This is a genomic window from Bacteroides timonensis, assembly GCF_000513195.1.
GTDB classification, from domain to species: Bacteria; Bacteroidota; Bacteroidia; order Bacteroidales; family Bacteroidaceae; genus Bacteroides; species Bacteroides timonensis.
On record NZ_CBVI010000075.1, the window covers coordinates 1 to 15393 of the forward strand.

Genomic DNA, 15393 nt, shown 5'->3' on the forward strand with positions numbered 1-15393 from the left:
GGCTCTAAATCTATAAAATAAGATTTTATTTTCTTGATGATTGAATAATTAATGGTATCTTTGTGTTTGAAAGGAGAAAACTATATGGATACTTCTATAAATCTACCGGATAATTATTGGGATAAACTGTTATCACTGAGCGATGATATGAAATTACGCATCATAAATAAACTGTCAGAAAGCTTGCTGAATAGTGGGAATAAACGGCATGTGCATGCGCGAAAAGAGAAAACGGTGAAAGATGAAACAATGTTGCCTAAGGATATTCAAGAGCTGATAGGCATTGCCTCAGGTGTAGATGATGCCGAAGATGAGCGTCTTAATTATCTGTTAAACAAATGATGAAAGCTTTTATTGATACAAATGTCTTGATTGATTTGTTATCGGAAAGAGAGGGTTATCAAGATGCTGCAGCAATTTTATTTTGCCAAAAAAACGAAAATGTTCTTTATATCTATCGTCGTTGACAATGGCGAATATTGCATATATTCTTCGAAAGAAGTTCAAGGGAGTAGAATTATATAATGCTTTAAACAGATTAAAGGTGTTTTTTTGTGTTGTAGACTTAACTGCATCTAATGTTGAAGATGCATTGGCGTTACAAGCGAGTGATTTTGAAGATGCATTACAATATTTTTCCGCTTGCAAAGTGAAAGCAGATGTTATTGTGACGAGAAATGAGAAGGATTTCTATTTTTCTACAGTAAGAGTTGTGTCACCAAAATGTTTTTTAGAAGATTTTATTTAGCTATATCATCCGCATGGGTAGTTTACTATCACTGCTGATTTATAGCAACTTATAATTTTTTCTCAGAAAAACTGCTCTCACCGCCCTTTTTTCTTCTTTTATTAGGGATTTAATCCTCACCTTTGCATTATCGTTGATCAGCGAAGTGAATTAAAACGGAATTTAAATCTCTAAATGAAAAAAGTAGAATGAGTGTAATTTTTAGAACGGTGGAGAGACCGTCTGACCCTCGGGTGGAGAATTCTCCCAAAAAGTATTTCCCGCAATTAGTGACTTTAGGGCAAAGTGTAGATTTGGCATTTGTTGCCCAGAAAATGCAGGATCGTTCATCGTTGTCTATCGGTGATATCAGAAGTGTAGTACAGAACTTTGTGGAGAAGTTGAAAGAACAGTTGTTGGAAGGTAAGACGGTGAATATTGCCGGGTTGGGCGTATTTATGCTGGCTGCCAAGTCGAAAGGAGCGGATAAGGCGGAGGATATTACAGCCAAGAGCGTGGATAGTGTCCGTATCTGCTTTCAAGCCAATAAGGAGTTGAAGATAACCAAGACTGCTACCCGTGCCGGTGAAAAGTTGGATCTGGTCAGCTTGGACGATTATCTGAAAGGGTTATCGAATGTTCCTACGGGAGGTGGTTCGGATAGTGGTTCGGGAGACAACCCGGGCGGCGGAGGATTGGATGAAAATCCTCTCGGTTAACGAAAACTAATAATTAAAGCTAAAGAAGATTTCTATGAAGAAAACGAGTTGGAATGTGATATTAAAAGTGATTATTGCCGTAGCCACTGCCATTGCAGGTGTAATCGGAGTACAGGCAATGACGCAAGGATAAGAACTGTTTGAAATAAGCCGGAAGTGCATTTGATTTGCACTCCCGGCTATTTTTTTTAGTAGACTGGAAAGTTACTTTTCAATCCATTTCACTATTTCCTCCGATAACGGATTGGTACTTGAACCATAGGAAGCTACCCATTTCCCGTTTTCATCAATCAGGAATTTATGGAAATTCCAACCGACTTTTGCGTCTTGCACACCGTTCTCGCTCTTCTGGGTTAACCATTTATACAAAGGAGCAATGTCTTTTCCCTTTACAGAGATTTTAGCCATCATAGGAAAGGTTACTCCATAATTCAATGTACAAAATTCTTTGATTTCCTCATTAGTGCCCGGCTCCTGACTCAGGAAATTATTAGCAGGAAAGCCGATTATTACAAAATTATCCTTTCCATACTTCTCATATAACTCTTCGAGCTTAGCGTATTGCGGAGTAAATCCACATTTGGAAGCGACATTAACTACCAGCACTTTTTTGCCTTTAAAGGTGGAAAGTGATATATCTTCTCCATCAATGGTCTTGACTGTAAAGTCGTAGAAACTCTTTTGCTGTGCCTGAGCAGCTATTGCCATCATTGCCATAAAAATACTTATAATAATTGTTTTCATCTTTATATTCTGTTTATCTATAAAAACAAAATGGAGACTCAAATAGTTTATTATTGAAATAAAAAAAACACTACCTTTGCGCCCTGGTAAAAGATTAGTTTTTTGTAGGTAAAAATAGGCATGAAGAAGAGTCTTATCGCATTAGCATTCGGTACCTTGGGATTAGGAATTGCCGAATTTGTCATGATGGGTATCTTGCCCGATGTGGCTAAAGATTTAGGTATCAGCATCCCTGTTGCGGGACATTTTATTTCCGCATACGCTTTGGGAGTTTGTGTAGGTGCACCTGTATTGATCTTAGCCCGTAAGCATCCATTAAAACATATCTTATTGGCATTGGTTACCTTGATAATGGTAGGAAATACCTGTGCGGCACTGGCACCTAACTACTGGGTGTTATTGCTGGCACGCTTTATTTCCGGACTTCCTCATGGTGCATATTTCGGAGTAGCCTCTATTGTGGCGGAAAAGTTGGCTGATAAAGGAAAAGGTTCCGAGGCTGTATCAATAATGATAGCTGGGATGACCATAGCCAATCTGTTTGGAGTTCCACTGGGTACTTCTTTGAGCAATTCCATTTCCTGGCGTGTCACTTTCTTATTGGTGGGTTGCTGGGGCGTGATTATACTTTATTATATCTGGCGTTGGGTGCCTCATGTGGAAGGATTGAAAGATACTGGATTTAAAGGGCAATTCCGATTCCTGAAAACACCGGCTCCCTGGCTGATTTTGGGTGCAACGGCTTTAGGAAACGGAGGTGTTTTCTGCTGGTATAGTTATATCAATCCGTTGCTGACGGAGGTATCCGGATTTGCTGCGGAAAGCATTACCGGACTGATGGTATTGGCGGGCTTTGGTATGGTGGTAGGTAATCTGGTTAGCGGACGGCTTTCCGACCGTTATACTCCCGGGAAAGTGGGGACTACTGTGCAGGCTATGATCTGTATTGTATTGCTGTTGATATTCTTCTTGTCTCCTTACCCGTGGTTATCTGCATTACTGATGTGTCTTTGTACGGCTGGTCTGTTTGCGGTTTCCAGTCCGGAACAGGTGCTAATAATCCGTGTGGCAAAAGGGGGAGAGATGTTGGGGGCAGCCTGTGTACAGGTGGCATTCAATCTCGGAAATGCTATTGGAGCCTATGTGGGAGGATTAGCTATTAGTGGTGGATACCGTTATCCGGCACTGGCTGGAGTGCCTTTTGCTATGGTAGGTTTTATCCTGTTTCTGACCTTCTACAAGAAATATCAGGCGAAATATTAAAACATTTCAATATCTTTTCGTATTTTTGTCCGCAAGTATTAACTAAACGAAACGAATTATGAAAACTTTGAATGTTGGAAAAATATTACTGCTATGTGCTTTTGTAATAGGATTGGCGTCTTGTGGAGATGATGTATATTATACAATGGAGAATGATGATAAGAAGCTATGCGACAGGACTTGGATAGATGAATATGAAACAGAGGAGGGCTTACCCTGTACTTATCAGCTTCGATTCTACAAGGATAATCAAGGGCAGGAAGTTACAACAACGTACGATGCCGGTGGAAAGGTAATAATTGACAGAGGATTTACTTGGCGCTGGACCGATGGAAGTAAGGAAGCCTTGAGGCTGACTTTTAATGATGGGAAAGTTAAGTACTTTGAAAATGTATGGGTACGTGATCATTACCTCAGTGGTAAAATGGATGGAAAGATTGTAATGATGACGGATGCCAGCTATACGCAGAATTAATTAATAACTGAATAAAATGAAAAAATATCTATATATTATATTTGCATGGGCACTGACTATGAGCCTGACATCTTGTGAGGATGATGATCAGTATAGTATAGAATCAGTAATCATAGGACGTGCATGGACAGGAGATGTCGGCATGAATGCAGAAAACGGGGAGCCGATTTTTAGCACATTTACTTTTGGAGGTGATGGATTTGGTGAAGAATATCAGTATTACTTATATGATGGAAAACTGTATGATCATTTCCGTTTTCAATGGATGTGGGAAGATGGATATAGTAATAATCTTGTATTAGATTATGGTAGGGCAGGTATTTCATATATGGATGATGTTTTTGTAACCGGAAACAGATTTAGGGGTACATTCCATTTGTCGGCTGATAGTCCGGGATTTGATTTTGTACTTGAGATGGAGTAATTGCCAAAGTATATAAATAAAACAGGTCACTCTTTCGAAGTGACCTGTTTTTGTATTATTCATTATTTCTTCAAAAATAACTTCTTGAATTCATTCGGATAAGGCGTTTCAAACTTCATCAACTCTCCCGTAACCGGATGGTAGAAACAAAGCTTGAAGGCATGAAGCGCCAAGCGTCCAATGGGGTTTACGTCTTCTATTCCGTAGCGGCCATCACCAATAATAGGATGCCCTAAGTCCTGCATGTGCACACGAATCTGGTTCTTGCGACCGGTCTCAAGATCCAACTCTACAAGAGAATAACCGTTGGCACGCTTAATTGTGCGATAGTGTGTGATTGCTTTCTGCCCTCCGTCATCTGTTGGACTGGAATAAACATAAAGCGTACGATCAGTAAGCCAGGATATGACACAACCTGCATTCTTTTCCATTTCTCCTGTGACTACGGCTACATAGCGACGGTCGGTTACAATCTCATGCCAGTTGTCACGCAATGTGCGTTGCGTTTTTTCATCCTTTGCAAACATCATCAGTCCGGAAGTGTCACGATCGAGGCGATGAACGATGTATACGCTGCTACCACGTCCATTAGAGCGTTGAACATATTCATTTAGAATATGGTATGCTGTACGTTCCTTCTGGCGTTCACTGCTGACTGACAGCAGGCCTTGCATCTTTTCCACTACTATGATGTATGCATCCTCATATACAATCTTCAGCAGGTTGTTATGGAATTCTTTCTTGCCTTTATCACGACTGATTTGTACTTTCATACCCGGTTTTAACGGGAAATTATATTGAGTGGTTATCACACTGTCTACGAATACCACTCGCTTGCTGAGCAATGATTTTAGTTTGGTACGGCTGGCATCCGGCATCTTGGCTGCCAGAAACTCCATAAGTTCCATCGGTTCGTTTACTGTGTAGTCCGTATATTGGGTGCGGGCTCGCGCTACTATTTTTCCTTTTGCCACGTTGATAGTGATTAATGGTTAGTGATTAGTGATAAAATTCTCAGTCTTCATTTCTTAATTCCAGGAGCACTACGTTTTCTACGTGGTGGGTGTGGGGGAACATATCTACCGGTTGTATGGCTTTTACTTTATATTTTACGTCGAGCAGTTGCAGGTCGCGTGCCTGTGTGGCAGGATTGCAACTTACATATACGATACGTTTCGGTTCGGCAAACAGGATAACATCTACCACATCCTGATGCATTCCTGCACGCGGAGGATCGGTAATGATAACATCCGGGCGGCCATATTGATTGATAAAATCCTGAGTCAGCATGTCTTTCATATCACCGGCAAAGAATAATGTATTCTTAATCCCGTTGATTTCTGCATTTACCTTTGCATCTTCGATAGCTTCGGGTACATATTCGATACCAATAACCTGGCGGGCTTGTTTGGAAACAAAGTTGGCAATGGTTCCTGTACCTGTATAAAGGTCGTAAACCAACTCCTTACCGGTCAGTCCGGCGAAATTGCGTGCTATCTTATAAAGATTGTATGCTTGTTCGGAGTTTGTCTGATAGAATGATTTAGGACCTATTTTGAAGCGTAATCCTTCCATCTCTTCGAAGATGTGATCTTTCCCCTTGAAAGTGTACACATCCAGGTCGGTAATGGTATCATTACGCTTATTATTAATAATGTATAGGAGAGAGGTAATTTCAGGGAATGTATCTGCTACATATTGCAGGAGTTGCTTGAATAATCTCAATTCTTCTCCCTCTTCTTCTATTTTAGCTATGAGGATAACCATTAATTCTCCGGTGGTAGATGTGCGGATGATCATGTTGCGCAACATGCCTTCCTGTGTGCGGAGGTTGATGAAGGAATAATTGTGTTCGTAAGCATAATCACGTACGGCATTGCGGATACGGTTGGATATGTCATCTTGCAACCAGCACTTCTCTATAGCCAGTACTTTATCGAAAGCGTTGGGGATATGGAAACCTACGGCATTCATCTGTTCGTATACCACATTCTGTTTTATTTCTTCTTCCGTCAACCAACGTTTGTTAGAAAAAGTGTACTCCAGTTTATTTCTGTAGAATTGTGTTTTCTCTGAACCGAGGATCGGAGAAATTTCTGGAAGTTCGATTTTACCGATGCGGGTAAGGTTGTCCGTTACTTGTTTTTGCTTGTACTTGATTTGCTCAGAATAGGGAAGAACTTGCCATTTGCAACCGCCACATACGCCATAATGTTGGCAAAATGGGACAGCTCTTTCACGAGAATATTCGTGGAACTTCACTGCTACAGCTTCAGCATAATGATGCTTTTTTCTCTTAATTTGCAGGTCTACTACATCTCCGGGAACGACATAAGGTACGAAAATAACCAAATCATTAACCTTTGCGATGGCTTTTCCTTCGGCAGCCACATCCGTTATTGTCACTTTCTCCAGTAGAGGAAGCTCTTTTCTATTTCTTGCCACTTTTACACCAGTCTAATAAATTATTCTGCAAAAATAGACATTTTTTCGGGAATTCTCTATATGAAGTGAAATATTAAAGATTGCAATGTCGAAATTGCATTTTGATAGAAAGTTTTTTCTCAAAAAGTTTTCTAGTATGCGAAATATACTTAGATTTGCGAACAGAAAAAAATCACAATTGAGAAACTTAAATTTATATTATGGACAAGAAAAGAGTTTATACCTTTGGTAACGGTCAGGCAGAAGGAAAGGCTGACATGAAAAATCTTTTGGGGGGTAAAGGCGCCAACCTTGCCGAGATGAACCTTATTGGGGTTCCGGTTCCTCCCGGTTTTACAATCACGACTGAGGTTTGTACCGAATATAATGAGATGGGGCAGGAAAAAGTGGTTGCTCTGTTGAAAGGCGAAGTAGAAAGCGCCATAGCAAGAGTGGAAGAATTGATGTCTTCTAAGTTCGGTGATATAGAAAATCCCTTACTGGTTTCAGTACGTTCCGGTGCTCGCGCCTCCATGCCGGGTATGATGGACACAATCCTTAATCTGGGTCTGAACGATGAAGTGGTAGAAGGATTGACACGTAAAACTGGCAATGCCCGTTTTGCATGGGACTCTTACCGTCGTTTCGTACAGATGTATGGTGACGTGGTATTGGGTATGAAACCGACTAATAAGGAGGATATCGATCCGTTCGAAGCTATCATTGAAGAAGTGAAGCATGCGAAAGGTGTGAAGCTGGATAACGAATTGGAAGTGGAAGACCTCAAAGAATTGGTGAAGAAGTTTAAAGCTGCCGTGAAGGAGCAAACCGGAAAAGATTTCCCGGCTTGTGCTTATGAGCAGTTGTGGGGTGCTGTTTGCGCAGTATTTAACTCCTGGATGAACGAACGTGCTATTCTGTATCGTAAGATGGAGAGTATACCCGATGAGTGGGGTACAGCTGTCAACGTACAGGCAATGGTATTCGGTAATATGGGCGAAACTTCAGCTACAGGTGTTTGCTTCAGCCGCGATGCCGGTACGGGTGAAGACTTGTTTAATGGTGAATACCTGATCAATGCACAGGGTGAAGACGTTGTGGCAGGTATCCGTACTCCGCAACAGATTACAAAGGTCGGTTCGCAACGCTGGGCAGAACTTGCAGGCGTTAGCGAAGAAGAGCGTGCAGCCAAATATCCGTCCATGGAAGAGGCTATGCCGGAGATCTACAAGGAACTGGATATGCTGCAAACTAAATTGGAAAACCACTATAAGGATATGCAGGATATGGAGTTTACCGTTCAGGAAGGTAAGCTTTGGTTCCTCCAGACGCGTAACGGTAAACGTACCGGTGCAGCTATGGTGAAGATTGCAATGGATTTGCTGCATCAGGGTATGATTGATGAAAAAACAGCTTTGATGCGCTGTGAGCCCAATAAATTGGATGAATTGCTTCATCCTGTATTTGATAAGACTGCTTTGAAACAAGCTAAAGTTCTGACTCGCGGTCTTCCTGCATCTCCGGGTGCTGCTACTGGACAAATTGTGTTCTTTGCAGATGATGCTGCAGAATGGCATGCTGCCGGTAAGCGTATTATAATGGTACGTATCGAAACTTCTCCAGAAGACTTGGCCGGTATGGCAGTTGCAGAAGGTATTCTTACTGCCCGTGGTGGTATGACGTCTCATGCAGCAGTAGTGGCCCGTGGTATGGGTAAGTGTTGTGTGTCGGGTGCCGGTGCTTTGAATATTGACTATAAGGCTCGTACGGTAGAAATAGATGGCGTTCTGCTGAAAGAAGGCGATTATATTTCATTGAATGGTAGTACAGGTGTGGTTTATAAAGGTCAGGTAGAAACGAAGGCTGCTGAACTTTCAGGAGATTTTGCAGAACTGATGGATCTAGCTGATAAGTATACGAAACTCCAGGTTCGTACCAATGCGGATACTCCTCATGATGCTGCTGTGGCTCGCAACTTTGGTGCTATTGGTATCGGTCTTTGCCGTACGGAACACATGTTCTTTGAAGGTGAAAAGATTAAGGCTATGCGTGAGATGATTCTTGCGGAAGATGCAGAAGGACGTCGCAAAGCGTTGGCTAAGATATTGCCCTACCAGCAAGCTGACTTTAAGGGCATCTTCCAGGCTATGGAAGGTTGTCCGGTAACTGTTCGTCTGCTTGATCCTCCTTTGCATGAGTTTGTTCCCCACGATTTGAAAGGTCAGCAGGAAATGGCGGATGCTATGGGTGTTAGCCTGCACTATATCCAGCAACGTGTAGAATCGCTTTGCGAACATAACCCGATGTTGGGACACCGTGGATGCCGTTTGGGTAATACATATCCTGAGATTACTCAGATGCAGACGCGTGCCATTCTTGGTGCTGCTTTGGAACTGAAGAAGGAAGGCGTGGAAACACATCCGGAAATCATGGTTCCGCTGACTGGTATCTTGTATGAGTTCAAAGAACAGGAAAAGGTGATTCGTGAAGAAGCTGCTGCACTTTTCGCTGAAGTGGGTGACAGTATTGACTTTAAGGTGGGTACAATGATTGAAATACCTCGTGCTGCCTTGACTGCCGACCGTATTGCTTCTTCTGCTGAGTTCTTCTCATTCGGTACGAATGACTTGACACAGATGACATTCGGTTATTCACGTGACGATATTGCTTCCTTCCTCCCGGTTTATCTGGAAAAGAAAATCTTGAAAGTAGACCCGTTCCAGGTTCTCGACCAGAACGGTGTGGGACAGTTGGTGCGTATGGCTACTGAAAAAGGTCGTGCTATACGTCCGGATTTGAAGTGCGGCATCTGTGGTGAACATGGTGGTGAGCCTTCTTCTGTGAAGTTCTGCCATAAAGTTGGTTTGAATTATGTGAGCTGTTCTCCGTTCAGAGTGCCCATAGCACGGTTGGCGGCGGCTCAGGCAGCTATTGAAGACCTGAAATAACGAAATAATAACCCGTAAGTAATTGATAATAGGCTATATAACCCTTTTGTGAGGGTTGTGTAGCCTATTTTGTTTTATTGACGAAATGCACGAAAAATATGCCTAATAGTTGGTAGTGTTTAGAAACTGTTTCGTATTTTTGTGCATGAGTTTAGAACATGTTTAGAGTATGTATTAAACTGTAAATCAATATAATTATGGCAACTTTTAAAACTTGTGTTCAGAAACAGAGAAAAGATGGCTTCTATCCGGTGTATATTCGAGTGACTCATAACCGGAAGTCTGCCTATATCAAAACCGACAAATTGATAGATTCTAAAGGATTGAGTGCTGCTGGTGATGTGAAAGATACTTTTGTCCTGAAGTACTGTATTGATAAGATAACGGAATTTATTGATCGGCTTAACAAGGTTGATACGGAGAAGTGGACTATTAATGATGTAGTAGACTTTCTTCAGCAGATAGATGAAGATATTTGCTTCTCTGATTATGCTCGCAAATATAAATTTGAGATGGCTAAGAATGGACAAGAGCGAAATGCCCGGAACTATGAATTAGCTTATCAACATTTAGAGCGTTATGCTGGAACAAATAAGTTAATGTTCTCTCGATTCACAACTAATTTTGTTGATGGATGGATTCAATCTTTGATGTCAAGCGCGAGAGCTAAAGAGATGTACCCAATCTGTATTCGGCAAATATTCAAAGCTGCCATACTTGAGTATAACGATTATGACCGTGGGCTTATAAGGATAAAAACAAACCCATGGTTGAAGGTAAAAATACCTGCTGCTGATGTGCCTGAAAAACGTGCGATTGATCCTGAAAAGGTCAGAGAGTTCTTCTCTGCCGCAATACCGGAAAGCAACTATAAGTTGTCTGTCCCAGAACTTGGTAGAGATGTAGCAATGATGATAATGTGTCTTGCAGGAATTAATACGGTTGACTTGTACCATTTAAAAAAGGCAGATCTGAGAGATGGTATTATACACTATAATAGGCGCAAGACAATGAAGTTCCGTCGTGATCATGCTTATCTTGAAATTAAACTCCCTGATATACTAATGCCGCTTTTTGATAAGTACAAGGCTGGGCCTGATAGCCCCTATTTATTCATGTTTGCGGAGAGATATAGTAGTGAAGACAGTTTTAACGCTAATGTGAATATCGGTATAAGAATTCTATGTGAAAAAAGTCTGGGGATGCAAAAGGGGGAACAATATTGCTGTTATACTTTTCGGCATACGTGGGGGACTGTGGCACAAAATAATTGTGGCGCAACTCTTGAAGAAGTAGGCTTTGCAATGAATCATTCGTCTGCTCACAAGGTGACACAAGGATATATCAAACCTGATTATACTTCTGTTTCTGTTCTAAATCAGAAAGTAATTGATTTTCTTTTTTTCTGTGCACCGGAAGAAAAGAAGAAAGAAGAGAGTGATGGCATGGAACTGAGAATTTCTCCTAAATATCAGGTTAGGGGAGAAGCTTTCTTCCGTGGAAGAAAGATAGCCTCACTTTGTGATATTGGGTTTAATAATAAAGAAGAAGTTATCACTTCATTAGTTGGGCAACTCCCTGATGATATTCCGAACAGATGTATGGTACAGTTCCGGGTGGAAAATGTGGATAAGGATCAGGTAGCTATTTATGAAAGGATGAAAGGGAAAGGTTTTTAACTGAATAGAATGTAAAAAATACAAATACTGGCAACTATATACAAGGTTTCTTTGTTTATTTGCCACGATGAAAAGGAACATAGTAATACATAAGATTGACATATCCTCAAGTCTGCCATTACCCTATGCAGACGAAGGGGTTCGTGCAGGATTTCCCAGCCCTGCACAAGACTATCTGAAAGAAGCTATAGACCTAAATAAAGAAATAGTTAATCATCCAGCAACAACTTTCTATGCACGTGTAGCAGGCGATTCTATGCGTGATGAAGGCATAGAAGACGGTGACATTCTTGTTGTAGATAGATCGTTGGAATTGCTGGACGATGACCTTGCTATTTGCTATGTTGATGGCGAATATACCCTCAAGCGGGTACGATTAGAAAAAGATGCCGCTTGGCTTGTTCCTTCAAATTCTAACTATCCCCTAATTAAAGTCACTCCCGAAAACGAATTTGTAGTTTGGGGAATTGTAACTTACACAATAAAGAAAAATCGGAGGAGACGTTAATGTACGGTCTTGTAGACTGCAATAACTTTTACGCATCATGTGAGAGAGCTTTCAATCCCTCACTGAATGGAAAGCCCGTCATTGTACTAAGCAATAATGATGGATGTGTTATTGCACGCTCTAACGAAGCAAAAGCATTAGGTATTAAGATGGGAGTTCCGGCTTATCAGATAAAGGACTTGGTAAAGCAATATGATATTGCCGTGTTCTCTTCGAATTATGTCCTATATGGCGACATGTCTGGGCGTGTTATGACACTGTTAGCTGACATGGCGCCTGAAATTGAAGTCTATTCTATTGACGAAGCATTTCTCAACCTGGCGGGAATTAAAGACCTGCAATCACTCGGAGCAAACATTGTACGGAAAGTATCTCGTGGTACCGGTATACCTGTAAGTATTGGCATTGCACCAACTAAAACACTTGCAAAGATGGCAAACAAATTTGCAAAGAAGTACCCGGCTTACAACCGGCTATGTATCATTGACACCGAAGAAAAGAGAGTTAGGGCATTAAAACTGTTTGAAATAGGCGATGTATGGGGAATTGGTCGCCGGCAAGCGGCAAAACTGGAAAAACGAGGCGTAAAAACAGCTTTTGATTTTACACAACTGCCCGGTTCATGGGTTAGAAAGAATATGACTGTTGTCGGTGAACGTACATGGAAAGAACTGAGAGGAATATCGTGTATTGATATGGAAACGGCACCACCAGCTAAAAAACAAATATGCACCAGCCGCTCTTTCGGTAAAATGGTAGAAGATATTGATACCATATCAGAGGCTATAGCAACTCATGCCTCCACTTGTGCGCAAAAACTTCGGGAACAGAAATCTTTCGCCCAGTCACTCATGGTTTTCATCCATACAAATAACTTCCGGGAGGATCTTCCTCAATATTGGAAGAATACAATTGTACAACTGCCGGTTCCTACCTCTGATACTTTAGAAATAGTGCATTATGCGCTGGAGGGATTAAGAAGAATTTTCCTTCCTGGATACCAATACAAAAAAGCAGGGGTTATCATCACTGAAATAACTGATAATGCACAATTGGGACTCTTTGATTCTGTTGATCGAGAAAAACGAGAAAGACTAATGCAAGTAGTAGATAAGATTAATGGAAAGTTTCAGCATCATGTCAAACTTGCAGTACAGGGTTCAGGAAGAGATTGGAAACTTAAACAAGAACAACTATCTCAATGTTATACTACTGATATCAATGAAATAATAATCGTCAAATGTAAGTAAGCTATGTGTTTCCATAATTCCATGAATGCTAAGGCAATCAAACTGGCTGCTCGATATGGCCGGAAGTCGGATATAGTTGAGATATACCAAGACATTCTCAATGAGCAATATCATGTTAATGCTTTCAACTTTCCAAAATACCCAATAATCACAAAGAGTGATGAAGTTCAGGTTTTCAATTGGGGATTAATACCTTTCTGGACGAAGGGTGAAACTAATGCTGACGAGATCCGGAGAATGACACTTAATGCCCGGGCAGATACTATCTTTGAAAAGCCCTCATTCCGTGAGCCGATTATGAAGAAACGTTGTATAGTCCCATCAACTGGTTACTTTGAATGGAGACATGAGGGAAGTAAGAAGATACCCTACTATATTTATCTGAAAGATGAGCCTATTTTCTCTATGGCCGGAATATATGATACTTGGCTGGATAAAGTGACTGGAGAGGAACATACAACATTTTCCATCATTACGACAGATACCAATCCTTTGACTGATTATATCCACAACTCCAAGCACCGTATGCCGGCAATCTTATCTCCAGAGGATGAAGAAAAATGGTTGAAATCAGATTTATCAAAAGCAGAAATATCATCTTTATTGAAGCCCTATGATGCAAAACTGATGGACGCCTATATTATAGAGAATGACTTTATAAAAAAAGCACCAACTGATCCATCAATTTTGCAAAGAGCATAAAAAAGGACGGTTACTCCGCCGTCCCTTCTACGAATTCCTTCAGTCTATAAAGTCGGTCAATTGCCGGGTTATAGAATGCATCTGGGTAATGTTGCTTAATGTCGTTGATATTAGCACGAACATATATCTTGGTGTCGGTAATATGTTCAGCCTCACTTAAAGTTACCTCTTGGGGTAACTGCGCGGTCTCAGCCCAGTTAATTAGAGCTTTCACGCTCTCTTCATCATAATTGTATGCCATATTGTTTTTGAAACAAAGATAAATCATAGCAGGGAAAAGGCAAAGGAAAAGGCTGTTTATTCGGTTGTCTTAAGCTTTTCTACCCAATTGGAAATAAGAGCCGATAAAAGGATATTAACCATATCCGGCATATTTCCCTAGTTTTATGAGAAGTAGTTTTCATGCAGCGAAGATGCTATTATTATTGTTGGTTCATCGAATTGCATGCTATAATTGTTTGTTGGATGAGATTATAACTATCGCCTTTTTTTTCTCCTTCTTCTCCTTCATCTGACATCTTACTAAAAAAGTCAGAAATAACCTTTATTGTGTTGTTGACCTTATTGAGGTCTGTTTCTTCTTTCACAAGGTCGATTGCTTTTTTGACAGCTTCCTCAGCAAGCTCATTCATTTTGGTATAGTGTTTATTGATAAAGTTGGTTTTTACCCTTGCCAGATTCAACTCTACACTTTCGGCTATTATCTGTACCTTATTGGTGTTATCAATGTCGTTCATGTATCGGGCAGACCAGTTATGTAGAGATGAGATAGACACACCAGTTTGAGCGGCTGTGAGGTAATGATTGAAGTTGTTTTCCTTCAATAGTCTTACAGCCTGTATCTTTTCTTCTTCAGTGTATGAGTTCTTCTTTTTCTTTATGAGTTTCTTCATGTGGATTGTAATTGTTTAAGTGATAATTTAATTAAATCACAAATATAATTGTAATACAGCATATTATTGTTGTAAAAGCGCAACTATGATATGGCGATAAATCCTTTTTTTTGCTCTTAAAAAAATAGCTATTATGATAGGAACTGCAATTGGAATAGGTGCCAGTTTGATTGGCGGAGTAATGGGAGCAAGCAAGGCGGCAAAAGCGGCCAATGCCCAACAGCAGATGCTTAACCAACAGCGTAATAAGAATGAGGCTTGGTATAACCGTAACTACTATCAGAACTACTTAGATAGTAAAGAGGCTCAGTCTGCTATAAAGAGAGTGGAAGATACATTGCGTCGTAGAAATCAAGAAGCACAAGCAACTGCCGCTGTTACAGGAGGTACTCCGGAGGCTGTGCTTGCACAACAGGAAAATGACCAGAAGATGATGGGAGAAGTTGTTGGAAATCTTGCGACTCGTGGTGATGCTATAAAAAGGCAGGTCGATGCTCAGAAACAAGCTAATGATAATGCATTAATGCAGCAACAGATGGCTCAACTGCAGGCAAACGAAGCGGGTGGTACGCAGTTATTGGGTAATAGTGGATCGTTAATTAGCTCAGCTCTGAGCCTGTTGGATAAGAAAGGGTAG

The 15393-nt window shown here is 40.9% G+C and carries 19 protein-coding genes; 14 read left to right on the top strand and 5 right to left on the bottom strand.

From position 1 onward, the window contains the following. The first annotated feature begins 84 nt into the window (after positions 1 to 84). The 5 genes from BN161_RS14115 to BN161_RS29885 all read left to right on the top strand — a co-directional run bounded on the left by BN161_RS14115 (position 85) and on the right by BN161_RS29885 (position 1579). Positions 85 to 342, top strand: a complete 258-nt coding sequence (locus BN161_RS14115; protein WP_125910834.1) for a hypothetical protein — start codon at positions 85 to 87, stop codon at positions 340 to 342. Beyond that, positions 339 to 467, top strand: coding sequence for a PIN domain-containing protein (locus BN161_RS30570; protein WP_244436502.1), 129 nt, complete (start codon positions 339 to 341; stop codon positions 465 to 467). Before BN161_RS14115 ends, BN161_RS30570 begins: the two co-directional genes overlap by 4 nt. A 2-nt stretch (positions 468 to 469) precedes the next feature. Further along, a complete protein-coding gene (locus BN161_RS14120; protein ID WP_044267276.1) occupies positions 470 to 748 on the top strand; it encodes a PIN domain-containing protein in 279 nt (92 codons plus the stop codon). Between the two features lie 188 nt (positions 749 to 936). Further along, the gene (locus BN161_RS14125) at positions 937 to 1446 is read left to right on the top strand and encodes an HU family DNA-binding protein (protein WP_044267277.1); all 510 of its coding nucleotides are present in this window, start codon (positions 937 to 939) and stop codon (positions 1444 to 1446) included. A 34-nt stretch (positions 1447 to 1480) separates the two neighbouring features. Beyond that, on the top strand, positions 1481 to 1579 hold the full coding sequence (locus BN161_RS29885; protein WP_167332543.1) for a smalltalk protein: 99 nt from the start codon (positions 1481 to 1483) through the stop codon (positions 1577 to 1579). Between the two features lie 71 nt (positions 1580 to 1650). Here the strand turns inward: BN161_RS29885 and BN161_RS14130 are convergent, their stop codons facing one another. Continuing rightward, positions 1651 to 2190 carry a glutathione peroxidase gene (locus tag BN161_RS14130; RefSeq protein WP_044267278.1) on the bottom strand — a complete coding sequence of 180 codons (540 nt, stop codon included), beginning with the start codon at positions 2188 to 2190 and terminating at the stop codon, positions 1651 to 1653. A 120-nt stretch (positions 2191 to 2310) separates the two neighbouring features. Between BN161_RS14130 and araJ the strand changes: the two genes are divergently transcribed. The 3 genes from araJ to BN161_RS14145 are packed head-to-tail and all read left to right on the top strand — an operon-like array spanning position 2311 to position 4352. Then, positions 2311 to 3453: an MFS transporter AraJ gene (araJ, locus tag BN161_RS14135; RefSeq protein WP_044267279.1), complete on the top strand. Its 1143-nt coding sequence runs from the start codon at positions 2311 to 2313 to the stop codon at positions 3451 to 3453. Between the two features lie 58 nt (positions 3454 to 3511). Beyond that, the gene (locus BN161_RS14140; protein WP_029328403.1) at positions 3512 to 3928 is read left to right on the top strand and encodes a hypothetical protein; all 417 of its coding nucleotides are present in this window, start codon (positions 3512 to 3514) and stop codon (positions 3926 to 3928) included. A gap of 16 nt (positions 3929 to 3944) precedes the next feature. Continuing rightward, the gene (locus BN161_RS14145; protein WP_044267281.1) at positions 3945 to 4352 is read left to right on the top strand and encodes a hypothetical protein; all 408 of its coding nucleotides are present in this window, start codon (positions 3945 to 3947) and stop codon (positions 4350 to 4352) included. A 62-nt stretch (positions 4353 to 4414) separates the two neighbouring features. On the opposite strand, the gene BN161_RS14150 is transcribed toward BN161_RS14145, so the two are convergent. Both BN161_RS14150 and rlmD read right to left on the bottom strand, forming a co-directional pair. Further along, positions 4415 to 5326, bottom strand: coding sequence for an RluA family pseudouridine synthase (locus BN161_RS14150; protein WP_044267283.1), 912 nt, complete (start codon positions 5324 to 5326; stop codon positions 4415 to 4417). 40 nt (positions 5327 to 5366) lie between these two features. Beyond that, a complete protein-coding gene (rlmD, locus tag BN161_RS14155; RefSeq protein ID WP_044267285.1) occupies positions 5367 to 6797 on the bottom strand; it encodes a 23S rRNA (uracil(1939)-C(5))-methyltransferase RlmD in 1431 nt (476 codons plus the stop codon). Between the two features lie 200 nt (positions 6798 to 6997). Between rlmD and ppdK the strand changes: the two genes are divergently transcribed. The 5 genes from ppdK (at position 6998) to BN161_RS14180 (ending at position 13863) form a co-directional block, all read left to right on the top strand. Beyond that, positions 6998 to 9724, top strand: coding sequence for a pyruvate, phosphate dikinase (gene ppdK, locus BN161_RS14160; RefSeq protein ID WP_029328406.1), 2727 nt, complete (start codon positions 6998 to 7000; stop codon positions 9722 to 9724). A 197-nt stretch (positions 9725 to 9921) separates the two neighbouring features. Then, positions 9922 to 11403: a tyrosine-type recombinase/integrase gene (locus BN161_RS14165; RefSeq protein WP_044267286.1), complete on the top strand. Its 1482-nt coding sequence runs from the start codon at positions 9922 to 9924 to the stop codon at positions 11401 to 11403. A 67-nt stretch (positions 11404 to 11470) separates the two neighbouring features. After that, complete coding sequence (locus tag BN161_RS14170; protein WP_044267288.1) at positions 11471 to 11911, top strand: LexA family protein; 441 nt, start codon at positions 11471 to 11473, stop codon at positions 11909 to 11911. Beyond that, positions 11911 to 13161, top strand: a complete 1251-nt coding sequence (locus BN161_RS14175) for a Y-family DNA polymerase (protein ID WP_044267289.1) — start codon at positions 11911 to 11913, stop codon at positions 13159 to 13161. The genes BN161_RS14170 and BN161_RS14175 overlap by 1 nt, the downstream gene beginning before the upstream one ends. Positions 13162 to 13164: 3 nt before the next feature. After that, the gene (locus tag BN161_RS14180; protein WP_044267290.1) at positions 13165 to 13863 is read left to right on the top strand and encodes an SOS response-associated peptidase; all 699 of its coding nucleotides are present in this window, start codon (positions 13165 to 13167) and stop codon (positions 13861 to 13863) included. A 10-nt stretch (positions 13864 to 13873) separates the two neighbouring features. Here the strand turns inward: BN161_RS14180 and BN161_RS14185 are convergent, their stop codons facing one another. Continuing rightward, complete coding sequence (locus tag BN161_RS14185) at positions 13874 to 14104, bottom strand: DUF6965 family protein (RefSeq protein ID WP_044267320.1); 231 nt, start codon at positions 14102 to 14104, stop codon at positions 13874 to 13876. Positions 14105 to 14285: 181 nt separating this feature from the next. Next, positions 14286 to 14756: a transposase gene (locus BN161_RS14190; RefSeq protein ID WP_044267291.1), complete on the bottom strand. Its 471-nt coding sequence runs from the start codon at positions 14754 to 14756 to the stop codon at positions 14286 to 14288. A 133-nt stretch (positions 14757 to 14889) separates the two neighbouring features. Between BN161_RS14190 and BN161_RS14195 the strand changes: the two genes are divergently transcribed. Continuing rightward, entirely contained in the window at positions 14890 to 15393 is a 504-nt protein-coding gene (locus BN161_RS14195; RefSeq protein ID WP_044267292.1) for a hypothetical protein, read from the top strand.